Raw genomic sequence first — 17,109 nt, forward strand, 5'->3', positions numbered from 1 at the left:
GGGCGGGTGGTTCCCCCCCCCCCCCCGCCGCGCGGGGTCAGCCGACCGGGCGCAGCGTCCGCCAGCCGCGGTCCCGCGAGGCCGCGGCGGCGAGGACGCCGACCGCGGCGCTGGGGCTGCGCAGCCGGCCGGCGAGGACCGCCTCGACGGCCTCGTCCAGCGGCACCCACACGGGCACCATCGCGGCCTCCTCGTCCTCGCGGGTGTACCGGTCGGCCTCGGGGACCTCGGACAGCCCGCGGGCGAGGTACACGAGGATGTGCTCGTTCGAGCCGCCCGGGGAGTTCGCGAACTCCGCGAGCAGCGACCAGGAGTCCGCGCGGAGGTCGGCCTCCTCCCCCAGCTCGCGGGCGGCGGTGACGTGCGGCGGCTCGCCGTCGACGTCGCGCAGCCCGGCCGGCGGCTCCCAGAGCTCGGCCCGCACCGGGTGCCGGTACTGCCGGAGCAGCAGCACGCGGTCGTCCTCGTCGAGCGCGATCACGGCGACGGCACCGGGGTGGTCGACGAACTCCCGGACGACCTGCGAGTCGCCCAGGTCCACGGTCTCCGAGACCAGGTCCCAGATCTTCCCGTGGTGCAGGTCGGTGTGCTCCAGCACGGGCCGCACGGCGGGCCGGTCGGCCGGCCCGCCGTGCGTGTCCTGCGTCGTCACGCGCGCGCCGTCGCCTTCGGCGAGACGGTCGCGCCCCGGGCGTCGAGCGCGGCCCGGATCAGGCCGGCGAACAGCGGGTGCGACCGGGTCGGCCGCGACTTGAACTCCGGGTGCGCCTGCGTCGAGACGTAGTACGGGTGCACCTCGCGCGGCAGCTCCACGAACTCGACCAGCGACGAGTCCGGCGAGACGCCGGAGATGACCAGGCCGGCCTCCTCGAGCTTGTCGCGGTACGCGTTGTTGACCTCGTACCGGTGCCGGTGCCGCTCGGTGACCCGCGTCGAGCCGTAGGCCTCGGCCGCGACCGAGCCCTCGGCCAGCACGGCCTCGTAGGAGCCGAGCCGCATCGTGCCGCCGAGGTCGCCCTCGCCGCCGACGATCGCGAGCTGCTCCGCCATGGTCGCGACGACCGGGTGCGCCGGGTCGGCGTCGAACTCGGACGACGAGGCGCCGGCGAGGCCGAGGACGTTGCGGGCGTACTCGATGACCATCGTCTGCAGGCCGAGGCAGATGCCGAGCGTCGGCACCTTCGACTCGCGGGCCCAGCGCAGCGCGCCGAGCTTGCCCTCGATGCCGCGCACGCCGAACCCGCCCGGGACCAGCACCGCGTCGACGCCGCCGAGCGCGCGCTGCGCACCCTCGGGGGTCTGGCACTCGTCGGACGGCACCCAGCGGATCTTGACCTTGGCGTCGTTGTGGAAGCCGCCGGCGCGCAGCGCCTCGGTCACCGACAGGTACGCGTCGGGCAGGTCGATGTACTTGCCGACCAGCGCGACCTCGACGTGGTGCGCGGGCTGGTGCACGCGCTGCAGCAGCTCGTCCCAGCCGCTCCAGTCGACGTCGCGGAACTGCATGCCGAGCCGCTGCACGACGTAGGCGTCCAGGCCCTCGGCGTGGATGACCCGCGGGATGTCGTAGATGCTCGGCGCGTCCACGCAGGAGATGACGCCCTGGGTGTCGACGTCGCACATCAGGGCGATCTTCGCCTTGATCGACTGCGGGATCTCGCGGTCGGACCGCAGCACGATCGCGTCCGGCTGGATGCCGATGCTGCGCAGGGCGGCCACGGAGTGCTGGGTCGGCTTGGTCTTCAGCTCGCCCGACGGGCCGATGTACGGCACCAGCGACACGTGCAGGAAGAACACGTTGTCCCGGCCGAGCTCGTGGCGGACCTGGCGGGCCGCCTCGAGGAACGGCTGCGACTCGATGTCGCCGACGGTGCCGCCGATCTCGGTGATGATGATGTCGACGTCGTCGGCGGCCTGGGACCGCATCCGCGCCTTGATCTCGTCGGTGATGTGCGGGATGACCTGGACGGTGTCGCCGAGGTACTCGCCGCGCCGCTCCTTCGCGATCACGTGCGAGTAGACCTGGCCGGTCGTGACGTTCGCGGAGCCGACCAGGTCGACGTCCAGGAACCGCTCGTAGTGACCGACGTCGAGGTCCGTCTCGGCGCCGTCCTCGGTGACGAAGACCTCGCCGTGCTGGAACGGGTTCATCGTTCCCGGGTCGACGTTGAGGTACGGGTCGAGCTTCTGCATCGTGACCCGCAGGCCGCGGGAGCGGAGAAGTCGTCCCAGGCTGGAGGCGGTCAGGCCCTTGCCCAGTGAGGAGGCGACGCCTCCCGTGACGAAGATGTGCCGGGTCGTGGAGTCCGACCGCCCGGAGAGTCGATTTGCGCGCTCTGCCACGGGATTCCAGTGTACCCGAGACGCGCGGCCCCTGTGCGTCCCACGCCGGTGACCCGCGCCACGGGCGCGCGGGCGGGGCCGCCGTCGGGTGGAAGGTCCTGACGGACACGCCGGCGGCGTGTCCGGCAGAACCTTCCACTCCCGGTCGTTCCCCGCGCGTCAGCGGGTGTAGGCCGCGTCCAGCTGGGTCAGGACGTCGGCGATCCCCGGGAGGGTCGCCGCGCGGGCCCGGGCCGCCTCGCCGAGCGCAGCCCGGCGCGCGTCGTCGGCCAGCACCGCGCCCAGCGCGTCCGCGAACGCCGCGGCGTCCCCCACCGGCACGAGCACCGCAGCGTCCCCCGTGACCTCGCGGGTGCCGCCCGCGTCGGTGACGACGAGCGCCGCGCCGAGCGCCAGAGCCTCCTGGACGGCCAGCGGCTGGCCCTCCCACACGGCGGTCGAGGCGACCACGTCCGCGGCCGCGAGCAGGTCCGCGACGTCCTCGCGGCGGCCCAGCAGGTCGACCGGCGCGTCCGCCTCGGCGACCCGCGCGCGCAGCCCGGCGAGCAGCGGGCCGTCCCCCGCCACGACCCAGCGCAGCCCGGGCCGGGTGCGTCCGGCGGCGGCCGCGGCGGCCACGAGGGTGTCCAGGCCCTTCTGCGGGGCGAGCCGTGCCACGGTGACCACGAGGTCCTCCCCCGGCGCGACGCCGAGCCCCGCGCGGACGGCGTCCCGGTCCCGGCCGGGGGCGCGGCGCGCGGGCGCCGGCACCAGCGCGCGCTCGGCGCGGCGGGCGCCCTGCGCACGGGCCAGCCCGACGAGGTCGCCGGACACGCCGAGCACCACGTCGGCGCCGCGCGCGACCACCCGGCCGAGCACCGCCGACACGATCCGGATCGCGCGGCCGCCGACGGGCAGGTTGTGCAGCGTGACCACCACCCGGGGCCGCGACCCGCCCGGGTGCGGCCGCCCGCGGACCGCCAGCACCGCGAGCGCGCCCGCGCGCAGCCCGTGGGCGTGCACCGCGTCGGCGTCCCGCGCCAGCCCGGCCAGCCGGACGACGGCCCGCGCGTCGGAGGCGTGCGGGCGGTCGGCGATCTCCACCGCCGCGAAGCCGACGCCCTCGCCCGCGGCCACGGTCGGCGCCAGCGAGGACGGGCCCGCGACCAGGACGTGGTCACCGCCCGCCGCCAGGGCGGTCGACACCTGCGCGACGTGCCGGGCGACGCCGCCCGCGCTCGAGCCCAGCACCTGCAGCACGCGTCGGGTCATCGGCCCGCCTCCCGGGGGTCGTCCGGCCCGGGGGCCGTGGGGCCGGCGCCGGGCGCCGGGGTGGTCGTGGGGGTGGCGGTCGTCGCGGGGGCCGCGTGGGTGCCGGCGGACGCGGGCCCACCGGCGGATGCGGCCGTGCCCGGCGACGCCGCCGCAGGAGCGCCCGGGTCCGTGCCGGGGACGAGCGCGTCCGCGGCGGGCCCGCCGGCGGGGCCGTCGACCGCCGCCCCGCCGCCGGCGCCCGCACCCGCTCCGCGCCGCAGCAGCCCGGTCAGCGTCGCCCGGTCGAGCACGGCGACCGCGCCCACGACCAGCACGACGACCACGGCCGCCCCGCCCGCCGCCGCGGCCACCGCACCCGGCACGCCCTCGGCGAGCGCCTGCACCGCGTCGACGACCCACCGGCCGGCGACGCCGGCGACCGCGCCGGCCGCGACCAGCACGGCGAGGGTCCGGGGCAGCCCGGCGACGGCGTCCGGCCCGGCGGCCGCCCGCAGCACGGCGAGCAGCGCCACCCCGGCCACGACCATCCCGATCGTGTTGCCGACGGACAGCGCGTGCAGCGTCGCGGCGGCGTCACGCCCGCCCGGGACCAGCACCAGGCAGGCGACCCAGGACGCGACCGCAACGGTGACCCACCCGGCGCTGGCGGCCAGCACCGCGAGCCGCCCGCGCTCCAGCGCGTACAGCGCCCGGGACACGTGGAAGACCAGCGCGAAGCCCAGCAGCCCGGGCGCGACCAGCGTCAGCGCGTCGGCGACCGCGGCGATGAGCGCCGTGTTGCCGCGCCCGATCGCCTGGAACACCGCGGTCGCGGCCGGGGCGACCGCGGCCAGCATCGCCGCGCCGGCCGCACCCGCGACGAGCACGCCCCGGGTGGTCACCGCGGCGAGCGGCGCGTAGCCGGACCGGCCCGGGCGCTGCGCCGCGGCGGCGAGCCGCGGGAACGTGCTGGTCGCGAGCGGCACCGCGAGCACCGCGTACGGCAGCAGGTAGGTCGGCTGCACCATCGTCTGCCAGGCCGAGAGCGCGCCGTCGCCGCCGTAGGTCTGGGCGAGCGTGATCGTGACGAGCACGGCCGCCTGCTGCGCGACCAGCGCGCCGATGCCGGCCAGCGCCAGCCCGCGCGCGCGGGCGGCGACGCCGTCGGGGAACCGCAGCGCGGGCCGGAGCCGCACGCCGGACCGCCAGACCGGCACGAGCTGGGACAGGCCCATCGCGGCCACGCCGGCGGTGGTCCCCCACGCCAGCACTGCCGCGGCCCCGTCTGGCAGCACCGCCGCCTCCTCGGCCCCGCGAGGCACGCCCGCGTCGGCGAGCAGCCAGCCGTAGCCGGCGTAGGCGCCGATCACGACCAGGCTCGACAGCACCGGCGCGAACGCCGGCCAGAAGAACTTCCGCTGCGCCTGCAGCACGCCGGACAGCACCACGGCGAGCCCGTACAGCGGCAGCTGCACCGCGAACACCCGGATGAAGAACGTGACCAGGTCCCGCTCGGCCGCGGTGTCGACCTTCGCGAACGCGGACAGCGGCTCCGCGGCCACGGCGAGGAGCGCCCCGATGAGCACGAGGCCGCCGAGCGTCCAGCCGAGCATCCCCGACGCGATCCGGGACACGTCGTCCCGCATCCCCCGCGCCAGCGGCCCGGCGATGACCGGGATGAGCGCGCCCGCGAGGGCCCCGCCCGCCGCCACCTCGAACAGCACGTTCGGCAGGGTGTTCGCCCAGTTGTAGGCGTCGCCGACGTCGGTGAGGCCGACCGCGTTGTTGAAGACCAGCGTCCGCGCGAAGCCCAGCAGCCGGCTGACGACCGTCACGGCCGAGATCAGGGCCGCGGCGCCCGCCAGACCGGACAGGACGGCCCGGCGGCTCACCGCCCGGGCACCCCGCCGGCGGCGGCGTCGTCGCCCGGCGACCCGCCCGGCGCGTCCGGCCCGCCCGCGCCGCCCGCGGTCGCCGGCACGTGCGCCGGTCGCCGGCCCCACGCGTCCAGCTCGCGCAGCACGGGGGTGCGGGCGATCACCTGCGTGAAGGACACCTTCTCGGAGGCCACCGTGAGCGCCACGACCCCCGCGAGGAGCGCGAGCCGCACCGGCCGCGGGCAGCCCTGCACCGCGACGGTGCCGAGGACCGCGCCGACCGCGTTCGCGCCGGAGTCGCCGAGCATGTCCCGCTCGGCCAGGTCGTCGGGCAGCTCGGCGACGGCGGCGCCCAGCACCGCCGCGGCCGGACCACCTCCGCGCCCGCCGAGCACCCCCGGCGGCGCGGCGGCGATCGCCGCGGCCTTGAGGGCGCGCCCCGGGCGCAGGTCGAGCAGGTTGACCAGGTTGGCGCTGGCGGCGATGAGCGCGCCGTCGACCGCGACGTCGACGAGCCGGGTGCCGGCGGCGGCGCCGCGGCCCGCGGGCAGCCGGTCGTGCGGGCGGCTCAGGGCGGCGGCGAGCAGCGCGCCCGCCCCGATGCCGAGCACCTTGAGCCCGCCGGTCGTGACCTCGCCGCGGGCCAGCGCGCCGAGGTGGCCGCGCAGGCCCTTGCGGACGGTGCCCTCGCGGTCCTCGGTCAGGTCGTCGACGAGGCCGAACGCCGTGGCGCTCGTGGTCGCGACCGCCAGGGCCGCGCCGTCCCGGGCGGACGGGGCGCCGACCAGGCCGCCGACGAGCACGCCCGCCGCGACCGCGGGGCCGCCGAGCAGGCTCACGGGCTCGCCGCGGTGGTTGGTGCGCTCCCAGAGGCGCGCGCCCCCCGGCGGCTCGTCGTCCAGCAGTCCGCGGACGACGGTCGTGCTCACGCGCGCCGCGACGGCGGCGGCGATCCGGCGCGCGACGCTCACCCCTCGGCCCCGGCGTCGCCCGCGTCGCCCGCACCGGCGTCGCCGGCGCCCGGGTCGCCCGCGTCCCCGGTCGCGACCGGCGTGCGGTCCGGCGGGGTCAGCGTCGTGGCGGTGGGCACCGTCGTCAGGTCGCCGCCGCGGCCGTAGTGGCCGTTGGTGCCGCCGATCCGCGCGTTCAGCGCGAGCGGGACGGAGACCTGCCCGGCGGACGTGTCGCCGTCGCTGACCGTGGTGAGCGCCTCGGCGGCCGAGTCGTCGCCGAGGATCGTGGCGACGAGCGTGCCGTCCGTGACCGGGCCGTCCACGACGACCGCGCCCTCGGACCGGCTCTGCGCGACCCGGGCCAGCGCGATCTGCGACTGCAGCACGGCGGCGGCCTCGTCGGCGTCCGGCGTCGCGTCGGTGGCGACGGAGTCGGGGGCGACGGTCGGGGCGACCAGCACGATCGCGTCGGCCGGCTGGGTGATCTCGCCCTCGACGGTCACGAGCGGCGAGTCGCCGGACGTCATGAACTCGAGCAGCGTCGCCGCGTCCGCGCCGAGCGCGTCGGGGTTGGCCGGGTCGGCTCCGGTGAGGCCCTGGACCAGCGCCTCGGACAGCGAGGTGTCCGCGGTGGCGTCGTCCGCGGGCTGCGGGTCGAGGTAGCTCGAGATGTTGCCGACGAGCGCCTGGCGGAACGACCGCAGGTCGGTGGACGACCAGGCCTCGTTCAGCGCCACGTTCGCGCTGACCGTGGCGCCGGCGTCCGTCAGCTGGCCCTCGATCGCGGTGAGCGCGTCGCCGTCGACCGTGCCGAGCGCGACCACGGCCACGCGGCGCTCGGCCAGCGTGCCCGAGACGAGCTCGGCGCCCGCGGCCTCGACGAACGCGTCGCTCGCGGCCAGGTCCGAGCCCGCCTCGTCGAGGTCGGAGCGCAGCTGGTCGCGCTCGCTCCGGAGCTGGTCCACCTGCCCCGTGAGGGTGTTGCCGATCGTCTCCTCGAGCGGACCGGCGCCGAGGGCGATGCCCACCGCGAGCGCGAGGAACACCGAGATCAGCGAGACGAGGTGGTACCGGAAGTCGATCACAGCGAGAGCTCTCGATCAGGTGCCGTCGCGAGCGCGGCACGGGAGGGGGCGGGTCGGGGGGTGCGGGCGGGCGTCATGACGACCCGCTGAACAGCGACCCGAGCCAGTAGACGAAGTCGTCCCAGCGCGCCGCGGTCAGCCCGATGAGGGTCTGACCCGCGGTCGTCGAGGCCAGGGCCACGCCGAGCGCGAGCAGGCCCGCGAGGACGAGCAGCGTCAGCTGCAGGTTGGAGATCCGGTTCCGGTACAGCCGGGACACGCCCTTGGCGTCGACCAGCTTGCTGCCGACCCGGAGCCGGGTGAGGAACGTCGAGGCCATGCCCGAGCGGCCCTTGTCCAGGAACTCGACCAGCGTGGCGTGCGTGCCGACCGCGACGATGAGCTCGGCGCCCTTGTCGTCGGCCAGCAGCATCGCGACGTCCTCGCTGGTGCCGGTCGCCGGGAACACGATGTGCGGCACGCCGAGCTGGTCGACGCGCGCCAGGCCCGGCGCGCGGCCGTCGCGGTAGGCGTGCACGACGATCTCGGCGCCGCAGCGCAGGGCGCGGTCGGAGACCGAGTCCATGTCGCCGACGATCATGTCGGGCGTCCACCCGGCCTCGAGGATCGCGTCCGCGCCGCCGTCCACGCCGACGAGCACCGGGCGGTACTCGCGGATGTACGGCCGCAGCGTGACCAGGTCCTCCTTGTAGTGGTACCCGCGCACCACGATGAGCACCTGCCGGCCCTCGATCTGCGTCGTGATGTCCGGGACGCCCACGCCGTCGAGCAGCAGGTCGCGCTCCCGGCGCAGGTAGTCCATGGTGTTCGCGGCGAACGACTCGAGCTGGACCGACAGGCCCTCGCGCGCGGCCGCCTGGTCGGTGGCCACGGTCTGCTCGGTCTGCACCGTGCCCTCGGCGACCAGCTTGTCGCCGTCGTACACCGCACCGGCCTCGACGCGCAGCGTGCGGCCCTCGCGGAGGGTCATCACGTCGGGGCCGAGGTCGTCGACGAGCGGGATGCCGGCGGACACCAGGATGTCCGGGCCGAGGTTCGGGTACCGGCCCGACGTCGAGCGCGCGGCGTTGAGCACCGCGGCCGGCTTGCAGGCGGCGAGCGCCTCGGCCGACACCCGGTCGATGTCGACGTGGTCGATCACGGCGATCTCCCCCGGGCGCAGGCGCTTGGTCAGCGACTTGGTGCGGGGGTCGACCCGGGCGGGGCCGACGAGCTCGCCCCCGGGGGACGCGGCGGAGCGCTTACGCGAGGGCAGGAGTTTCATCGCCGTTCATGGTGCCAGATCCGCCAGCTCCAGGAGCTCCGCCGCGTGCGCGCGCGCCGCACCGGATTCCTCCTGGCCGGACAGCATCCGGGCCAGCTCGCGGACCCGGTCCTCCCCCGTGACCTCGGCCACGCCCGACGCGGTGATCGCGCCGTCCCGCGACTTGGTGACGACGAGGTGCCGGTCGGCGAACGCGGCCACCTGGGCGAGGTGCGTCACCACCAGGACCTGCGAACCCCGCGCCAGGGCGGCCAGACGGCGGCCCACCTCGGTCGCGGCGCGCCCGCCGACGCCGGCGTCGACCTCGTCGAACACGAACGTCCCGGGCGTGTGCTCGCCCCGGTCGGGGGACGTGGCGAGCGCCACCTCGAGGGCCAGCATCACCCGCGACAGCTCGCCGCCCGAGGCGCCCTTGCCGAGCGGTCGGGCCGGCGCGCCCGCGTGCGGGACCAGGAGCATCTCCACGACATCTCCACCGTGCGGGCCCAGCTCGGGTGCAGGCCCGACCCGGACCTCGAGGCTCGCGCCGCCCATCGCGAGCCCCGCGAGCTCCGCGGACACCGTCGCGGCGAGCCGCTCGGCGGCCTCGCGCCGGGCCGCGCCGATCCGGGTCGCGAGGTCGGCCAGCGTCGCGTCCAGCGCGTCCCGCTCGACCGTCAGCTCCGCGACCTTCTCGTCTCCGTCGCCGATGTCGAGCAGCCGGCGGCCGCTCTCCTCGGCCCAGCGCAGCACCGCCGCGACGTCCTCCCCGTACGACCGCGTCAGCGACGCGAGCTCCGCGCGCCGGGTCTGGGCGGCGTCGAGGCGCAGCGGGTCGGCCTGCAGGTCCTGCAGGTACGACGACAGCTCGGTGGCGGCGTCGGCCAGCAGGTACCCGGCCTCCGCCACCCGGTCGCGCAGCTCCGCGAGCCGGGCGTCGTGGCCGCCGGCACCGTCCAGCAGCCGGCGCGCGTGCTCGACGAGGCCCGCTGCGTTCGCGCCCTCGTCCGCCGCGTCCTCGTCGCCGAGCAGCGCGGCGTGCGCCCCCGTGGCGGCGGCACGCAGGTCCTCCGCGTGCTCCAGGCGGACGATCTCCTGCGCGAGGTCCGTGTCCTCCCCCGGCTGCGGGTCGATCCGCTCGACCTCGGCGAGGCCCAGGCGCAGCAGCTCGGCCTCGCGGGCGAGGTCCTGGCGCCGGGCGGTCAGGTCGTCGATCGTCGCCTGGAGCCGGGCGCGCTCCGCCCACGCCTGCCGGTACTCCGCGAGCAGCCCGGCGTGCGCCGCGCCCGCGAACGCGTCCAGCGCCTCCCGCTGGTGCTGCGGCGAGCGCAGCCGGGCCTGGTCCTGCTGGCCGTGCACCGTGATGAGCTGCTCGGCGAGCTCGCCCAGCACCGCCTGCGGGACCGACCGGCCGCCGAGGTGCGCGCGGGACCGGCCCGGCGTGCCGTCGGTCGCCGCCTGCACCGTGCGGACCAGCAGCAGGCCGCCGTCGTCGTCGACCGCCGCCCCGGCCTCCTCGGCGCGCTCCAGCACCGGCGACCCCTCCGGCACGACGACCCGGCCCTCGACCACCGCGGTGGACGCGCCGGTCCGCACCGTCGCCGGGTCGGCCTTGCCGCCCAGCAGCAGGTTCAGCCCGGTCAGCACCATCGTCTTGCCCGCGCCGGTCTCGCCCGTCAGGACGGTCAGCCCGGGGTGCAGCCGGATCTGGGCGCCGGTGATGACGCCCAGGTCGCTGATCGTGATCTCCTCGAACACGCGCGCGTCCGCTCCTCAGTCCTCGTCGGCCGGCGCGCGGGTGGCGCCGGTCCGGTCGCGCGCCGGGGTGTCGGTCGCGCGCCCCCGCCATCCGACCACGGGGAGCGCGAACTTGTTCACCAGCCGGTCGGTGAACGGCGCCGGCGTCAGCCGGGCCAGCCTGACCGGGACCGGCGACCGCCGCACCTCGACGCGCGAGCCCGCGGGCACCTCGATGTGCCGCCGGCCGTCGCAGACGAGCACCGCCGGGGACGGGGACCGGGTCAGCACCTCGACGGCGACCACGCTGCGCGGGCCGACCACCAGGGGGCGCGCGAACAGCGCGTGCGCGGACAGCGGCACGACGATGAGGCTGTCGACCTCCGGCCAGACCACGGGCCCGCCGGCCGAGAACGCGTGCGCGGTCGAGCCAGTGGACGTCGCCAGCACGACGCCGTCGCAGCCGAAGCTCGACAGCGGGCGGTCGTCCACCTCGAGCACGACCTCGACCATCCGCGCCGGCTCCGCCTTCTCCAGCGCGGCCTCGTTCAGGGCCCAGCCGGTCACCGGGTCGCGGCGGCCGGGCACCTGGACCTGCACCTGGAGCGTGGTGCGCTCCTCGACGGTGTAGTCCCCCGCCGCGATCCGGCGCACCGCCTCCTTGATGTCGTCCCGCTCGCTCTCCGCGAGGAACCCGACGTGGCCCAGGTTGATGCCGAGCAGCGGGACGCCGGCGCCGCGCGCGAGCTCCGCGGCGCGCAGGATCGTGCCGTCGCCGCCCAGGATCATGGCCAGCTCGATGTCGTGGAACGCCATGCCGGGGACGTCCTCGCCCGCGAGCACGGGCGTGAAGCCGGCGGCCTCCAGCGCAGCGGCGGCCTCCTCGGTGGCCGTGACGGCCTCCGCCCGGCCGCTGTGCGTGACGACCAGGACCCGCCTGCCGGTCATGCGCCCTCCTCCTGCTCGGTGACGACCCGCTCGGTGACGAGCTGCTCGGTGACGACGGCCCGGACCCGGGCCGCGAGGGCGTCGCCGGTGAGGGCGGCGCCGGTGTCGTGCGTCCCCGGCGCGTCCGCGTCCGCGTCGGCCCCGCGGCGGAGCCGCAGGAAGTACTCCACGTTGCCGCTCGGACCCGGGAGCGGGCTGCGCGCCACGCCGGCGACGGCGAGGCCCTGCTGCTCCGCGGCCGCGGCGACCGCCAGCACCGCCTCCACCCGCTGCTCGGCGCTGCGCACCACCCCGCCCGAGCCCAGCCGCTCGCGGCCGACCTCGAACTGCGGCTTGACCATCAGCAGCAGGTCCGCGCCCGGCGCCGCGACCGCGGCGAGCGCGGGAAGCACCAGGGTCAGCGAGATGAAGGACAGGTCCGCCACGACCAGCGCCGGGGCCGGGTCGACGTCCGCCGCGGTCAGGTAGCGGACGTTGACCCCCTCGCGGACCTCGACCCGGGGGTCGGCGCGGAGCCGGTCGACGAGCTGGTCGTGCCCGACGTCCAGCGCCAGCACCCGCCGGGCGCCGCGGCGCAGCAGCACGTCGGTGAACCCGCCCGTGCTCGCGCCCGCGTCCAGGCAGTCGCGGCCCTCGACCACGACGTCGGCGAACGCGTCGAGCGCGCCCAGCAGCTTGTGCGCGCCGCGGGACGCCCAGTCGTCGGCGGGCGCGCCGGCGGGGTCCGGCTCGACCCGGGCGCGCTGGTCGTCGCCGAGCGGGGCCGCCGGGCGCCGCACGGGGGCGCCGTCGACCGTCACCCGACCGGCCGCGATCAGCTCGGCCGCGTGCTTCCGCGACCGGGCGAGCCCGTCACGGACCAGGGCGGCGTCGAGGCGCGTCGGCACCCGCCTCAGCCCTCCGCGTCGGCGAGCCGGTCCTGCAGGGCCGTGTGCACGGCGTCGAAGACGGCGAGCTGCTCGCGCAGCGTGAGCTCGGTGACCTCGGTCAGGCGCACGACCGCCTGGTCCACCGCCTGGTCGCCCGTCGGCTCCACGGCTCCACTCCCCACTCCGCCCGCGGCGGCAGTCCGCCCGCGACGACCGGCCGGCCGGCCCCGTCGCGTCCCCCTGGCTGGTTCTCCACGTGTCCTGGTGCTGCTGCTCCCCTGCGCTGCCGGCCAGGTTACCGGCCGGCGCCCACGCCCGCGGCGTCCTCGGGGGTGACACGCAGGTCGGGGACCGTGGACTCGTCCAGGTCCTCGCCCGCGTCCACCGCCGCCCACGCCGCGGAGCAGGCTGCCCGCACCAGGTCGACCCCGGCGGGCAGGTCCCCGCCGAGCTCCAGCCGGCCGGCTGCGACCCGGGCCGCGGCGGCCCCGCAGGTCCACCAGCCCTCGGCCGCCTGGACCGGCTCGGGGTGCGGCACCAGCAGGCCGCCGAGGTCGGCCGCGATGTAGTGCGGGCGCAGCCCCGCCGGCGCGAGCACGTCGTCGCGCGCCGTGCTCACCCCGGTCAGCACGTGCAGCCCCGCGAACCCGCCCGTGCGGGCGCCCGCCAGGTCGGTGTCCAGGCGGTCCCCCACCACCAGCGCCGCGCGGGCGCCGTGCCGCTCGACCGCGATCTCGTACATCGTCGACGCCGGCTTGCCCGCGCTGTCCGGGACCACGCCCGTCGCCGCCTGCACCGCGCCCACGAGCGCGCCGTTGCCCGGCGCGAAGCCCCGGGCCGTCGGCAGGCTCTTGTCGAGGTTGCTCGCGACGAACCACGCGCCGCCCGCCACCGCGTACGCGGCCTCGGCGAGCTGCGCCCAGCCCAGCTCCGGGGCGAAGCCCTGGGCGACGGCCTCCGGGTGCTCGTCCGCGGACGTGACGACCTCGAAGCCCGCCTCGCGCACCGCGGTGACCAGGCCCGCGCCGCCGACCACGAGCACCTTCGCGCCCGGCCGCAGACGGGTCGCCAGCAGCGCCGCGCAGGCCTGCGCGGCGGTCAGCACGTCGCCCGGCTGCGTCGGGATGTCCAGCGAGGTGAGCTGGTCCGCGACCGACTCCGGCTCGCGCGAGGCGTTGTTGGTCACGAACACCAGGCGCATGCCGGCCGCGCGGGCCCCCGCGAGCCCGGCGGCGGCGCCGTCGATGGGCTCGTGGCCGCGGTACGCGACGCCGTCCAGGTCCACCAGGGCCAGGTCGTAGGCCTCTGCGAGCGGGGTGGCGCTGCCGAGGAGCCGTGCGTGGGTCACTCGTCCTCCGTGTCCTCGTCGCCCGCGGGGGCGGCGTGGGGGGTGTCGGGGGTGTCGTCGGTCGTGGCGTCGTCGTCCGACTCGGTGTCGTCGGACTCGTGGGCGTCGTCGGACTCGGTATCGCCGTCGGGAGCGTCCGCGTCGAGGTCCGCCGCGTCGGACTCGTCGAGCTCGTCGGACTCGTCGTCCGCGACCTCGCCGTCGTCCTCGGGGCCGCCCTCGTCCCCGTCCTCGTCGAGGTCGAACACCACGACGTCGTCGTCCTCGTCCGTGCCCTGCACCTGCGCGAGCAGCGCGGCGGGCACCGTCGCCTCGGCCTCCTCGGCCTCGGCGCCACGACCCGCGGCGCGCAGCGCGTCCGCCCGGGCCTGCACCACGCGCGCCGCGAGCAGCGTCCGCACGGGACCCGAGCCGATGCCGGACAGCGCGGCGATCGCCGCGTCCGGGTCGCCCATGTCGAGGCGCGCCCCGCTGACCACCATCGCCAGCTCGACCCGCGTCGTCGTGTCGAGGTCGTCGGCCTCCGGCGACGCGGCCAGGGCGATCGCGCGCTCCGGCCGGCCGAGGCCGCGCTCGCAGTCCGCCATCACGGCCAGGTGCTCGGACGAGCCGTTCAGCCGCCGCACCGTGCGCAGCTCGCGCAGCGCCTCGGCGAACCGCCCGGTCCGGTACGCCGCCAGGCCCGCGGCCTCGCGCACCACGTCCACCCGGCCGCCGTGCCGCACCGCCGCCTGGGCGTGCTCGTAGGCGAGCTCCGGGTCCTGGTCGATGAGCCGGCCGGCCATCACCAGGTGCCGGCCCACCGCCCACGCGTTGTCCTTGCTCAGCGTGCGCAGCCGGGCCCGGACCTCGCGGTCGAGCATGCTGAACTCGACGTCCTCGGGGATCTCCGGGCCGTACTCGCGCACCGACTGCGGCGGGCGGCTCGGGCGGCGGTCGTCGCCCTCGCGGTGCGCCGACCGGTCGCCCCGGTCGAAGCCGCGGCCCCCGTCACGGTCGCCCCGGTACCCGCCGCGCTCACTGCGGTCCTGCCCGTCGCGCGCGCCGCGGTAACCGCCGCGCTCACTGCGGTCCTGCCCGTCGCGCGCGCCGCGGTAACCGCCGCGGTCGTCGCGCTGGTAGCCACCGCGCTCGCCCCGGTCGTCCCGGCGGTACCCGCCGGACGCACCCTGACCCGCGTCGCGACCGCCGCGGTAGCCCCCGCGGTCGTCACGCTGGTAGCCACCGCGCTCGCCCCGGTCGTCCCGGCGGTGACCGCCGGACGCACCCTGACCCGCGTCGCGACCGCCGCGGAACCCGCCGCGGTCGTCGCGCTGGGAGCCGCTGCGCTCGTCGCGCCGGTAGCCACCGCGCTCGCCCGAGGCGGACGTCGCACCGTCCCGGCCGCGGTAGCCGCCACCCTGCTGCCCGCCGCGGTCCGCGCGGTAGCCGCCCCGATCGCCGGCCGCACCCGGGCCGCCGTCGCGGCCGCCGCGGTAGCCACCGCGGTCGTCGCGCTGGGAGCCGCCACGGTCGTCCCGGCGGTACCCGCCGCGCTCGCCGCCGGCCGCACCGGAGTCACGTCCCCCGCGGTAGCCACCGCGATCGTCGCGCTGGGGCCCGCCACGGTCGTCCCGGCGGTACCCGCCGCGCTCGCCGCCGGCCGCACCGGAGTCACGTCCCCCGCGGTCGCCACCGCGGTCCTCGCGCTGGTAGCCACCACGGTCCGACCCAGCGGCACGGTCGCCGCGGAACCCGCCGCGCTCGCCGCCCGGCCGGTCGCCCCGGCCGGGACCGCCGGGACGCGAAGCGCCGCGGTCCGAGCGGAAGCCGCCCGTCCGCTCGCCGCCCTCGGCGTCGCGCCGGTAGCCGCCCGTGCGGGGGGCGGAGCGGTCGTAGCCGCCGGAGCGCTGGCCGCCCTGCTCGCCGCCGCGGCCGTAGCCGCCCTCGCGGCGCTCGCCGCGGTAGCCACCGCGCTCGCCGTCCCGTGCGGGGCCCCGGTCGGACCGGTAGCCGCCGGTGCGGTCCGAGGAGTACCCGCCGGAGCGCTCGGGACGGGACCCGCCCCGCTCGGGACGGGAGCCGCCGCGGTCCGCGCCGTACCCGCCCGAACGCCCGCCGTCACGCGCCGGACCCCGGTCCGCGCGGTATCCGCCGGTGCGCTCGCCCTCGCTGCGGCCAGGAGCACGCCGGTCGCCCGAGGGACGGCTGTCGCGCGCGCCGCCCTCGGCACGCCCGCCGCCGGCAGCCCGGCGGTCGCCGCCGTAGCCGCGTGCCCCCTCGTCCCGACGGTCGGTCCGCGCGTCGCGCTCGCCTCCGCGGGCGGAGCTCCCCCGCGCGCCGGCGGTGCCGCTCTGCTCGACCGCCGAACGCCAGCCGCGCTCGTCACCGCCGCTGCGCCGCTGACCCGCGACCCGCGGGGTGCGCGCCGGGCGCTCGTCGCCGCCGGTGCGCGCCGCGCCCCGGTTGCCGTACCGACCGACGCCGCCGCTGCGGCGCCCGCCCTCGTCCGCCGAACGCGTCCCGCGCTCGTCGCTGCTCATGTCCTGCTGCTCCTCATGTTCGACCGCCGACCATGGTCTCATCCGCGGCCCGCAGACCCCGCATCGGACGATCACGCGACCGTCCCCGAGCCGGCGTGCACCGACCCCGAGCTGACGACCCTCGACGGGGGCCGCACCACTCGTCAGGCGAGTGCACCCATCACGCCGCAGGTCGGGCCACTGGGATCCCACGCGCGGCTCGCGGGAGTCTCTCCCGCTCTCTCAGCGCGGGTGACCGCGTGACGCGAGCACCGGGTCCCCACGCCGACGGCCGGCACCGGGTGATCTCCCTCATCGGAACTCGCACGACCCCGACCGCAGCGCACCGCAGGCCCCGCGATCCGCGTCCGGGCGCGAGCGGGGCCCCCGCGTGCGACCGCCGACTCTCCGTTCCGGTACTCCGCACGACCGCGCGGTCGCAGTCCACAAGTGGGGACTCGCTGACGTGCAGCCGCGAACCGAGCGCCGACCACGTGCGTCGCGAGTAGGTACGAGATGTTGCCTCTACCAGTGAGAAAGAACACCGAATGCTCGCTCGAGGTGGGGTGCCACATCCATGATCCATGCCGGACGGAAGCGTCAGACCGGTGCGGATCGAGACAAGGCAGCGCCCGCGCGGAGTGGGCCGTGGATGCTGCCGTCCGCCCGTGGGAGGCAGCATCTCGTGCCGGCTCAGCGGCACGTGGCGCGCGCACGGGGTGTGGGGGCAAGGCATCGCCGACACCGAGTGGGCAGGAGATGCTGCCTCCAGCGGGCGGACAGCAGCATCTACTGCCCGCTCGGCGACACGGGCGGGCTCGGAGCGGCCCCGCTCTGAGCAGGTCGACGTGCGTGTGCCGGCGCTCGCGCGAGCACGCCGCACCGTGGGCTTTCCGGGGAAACAGAAAGAGCCACCCCCGAAGGGATGGCTCTTTCTGAAATGATGTCCGGCGGCGTCCTACTCTCCCACAC

The 17,109-nt window shown here is 77.3% G+C and carries 13 protein-coding genes; all 13 read right to left on the reverse strand.

The annotated features are described in order from the left end of the window. Positions 1–37: 37 nt before the first annotated feature. On the reverse strand, positions 38–652 hold the full coding sequence (locus tag AC3WUG_RS17550) for an NUDIX domain-containing protein (RefSeq protein WP_492328840.1): 615 nt from the start codon (positions 650–652) through the stop codon (positions 38–40). After that, positions 649–2,343 carry a CTP synthase gene (gene pyrG / locus AC3WUG_RS17555; RefSeq protein ID WP_492328841.1) on the reverse strand — a complete coding sequence of 565 codons (1,695 nt, stop codon included), beginning with the start codon at positions 2,341–2,343 and terminating at the stop codon, positions 649–651. The genes AC3WUG_RS17550 and pyrG overlap by 4 nt, the downstream gene beginning before the upstream one ends. Positions 2,344–2,502: 159 nt before the next feature. Continuing rightward, positions 2,503–3,594 carry a glycosyltransferase family 4 protein gene (locus AC3WUG_RS17560; RefSeq protein ID WP_492328842.1) on the reverse strand — a complete coding sequence of 364 codons (1,092 nt, stop codon included), beginning with the start codon at positions 3,592–3,594 and terminating at the stop codon, positions 2,503–2,505. Continuing rightward, positions 3,591–5,468 (reverse strand): murein biosynthesis integral membrane protein MurJ, encoded by a 1,878-nt coding sequence (gene murJ / locus AC3WUG_RS17565; protein ID WP_492328843.1) that lies wholly within the window; start codon positions 5,466–5,468, stop codon positions 3,591–3,593. Before murJ ends, AC3WUG_RS17560 begins: the two co-directional genes overlap by 4 nt. Next, positions 5,465–6,424, reverse strand: coding sequence for a hypothetical protein (locus AC3WUG_RS17570; RefSeq protein WP_492328844.1), 960 nt, complete (start codon positions 6,422–6,424; stop codon positions 5,465–5,467). The genes murJ and AC3WUG_RS17570 overlap by 4 nt, the downstream gene beginning before the upstream one ends. Next, positions 6,421–7,491 (reverse strand): copper transporter, encoded by a 1,071-nt coding sequence (locus AC3WUG_RS17575; RefSeq protein WP_492328845.1) that lies wholly within the window; start codon positions 7,489–7,491, stop codon positions 6,421–6,423. The genes AC3WUG_RS17570 and AC3WUG_RS17575 overlap by 4 nt, the downstream gene beginning before the upstream one ends. A 73-nt stretch (positions 7,492–7,564) precedes the next feature. After that, positions 7,565–8,755 (reverse strand): putative cytokinetic ring protein SteA, encoded by a 1,191-nt coding sequence (steA, locus tag AC3WUG_RS17580; RefSeq protein WP_492328846.1) that lies wholly within the window; start codon positions 8,753–8,755, stop codon positions 7,565–7,567. A gap of 6 nt (positions 8,756–8,761) precedes the next feature. Beyond that, positions 8,762–10,492 (reverse strand): DNA repair protein RecN, encoded by a 1,731-nt coding sequence (gene recN, locus AC3WUG_RS17585; RefSeq protein ID WP_492328847.1) that lies wholly within the window; start codon positions 10,490–10,492, stop codon positions 8,762–8,764. A 15-nt stretch (positions 10,493–10,507) separates the two neighbouring features. Next, positions 10,508–11,419, reverse strand: coding sequence for an NAD kinase (locus AC3WUG_RS17590; RefSeq protein ID WP_492328848.1), 912 nt, complete (start codon positions 11,417–11,419; stop codon positions 10,508–10,510). Next, the gene (locus AC3WUG_RS17595) at positions 11,416–12,306 is read right to left on the reverse strand and encodes a TlyA family RNA methyltransferase (protein ID WP_492328849.1); all 891 of its coding nucleotides are present in this window, start codon (positions 12,304–12,306) and stop codon (positions 11,416–11,418) included. The genes AC3WUG_RS17590 and AC3WUG_RS17595 overlap by 4 nt, the downstream gene beginning before the upstream one ends. Before the next feature lie 5 nt (positions 12,307–12,311). After that, positions 12,312–12,455 carry a hypothetical protein gene (locus tag AC3WUG_RS17600; RefSeq protein WP_168216818.1) on the reverse strand — a complete coding sequence of 48 codons (144 nt, stop codon included), beginning with the start codon at positions 12,453–12,455 and terminating at the stop codon, positions 12,312–12,314. A 128-nt stretch (positions 12,456–12,583) separates the two neighbouring features. Continuing rightward, on the reverse strand, positions 12,584–13,636 hold the full coding sequence (locus tag AC3WUG_RS17605) for an HAD-IIA family hydrolase (protein ID WP_492328850.1): 1,053 nt from the start codon (positions 13,634–13,636) through the stop codon (positions 12,584–12,586). After that, entirely contained in the window at positions 13,633–16,158 is a 2,526-nt protein-coding gene (locus tag AC3WUG_RS17610) for a hypothetical protein (protein WP_492328851.1), read from the reverse strand. The genes AC3WUG_RS17605 and AC3WUG_RS17610 overlap by 4 nt, the downstream gene beginning before the upstream one ends. Positions 16,159–17,109: the final 951 nt, after the last annotated feature.

Source organism: Cellulomonas sp. EB106-03-03-XG116 (assembly GCF_058792015.1).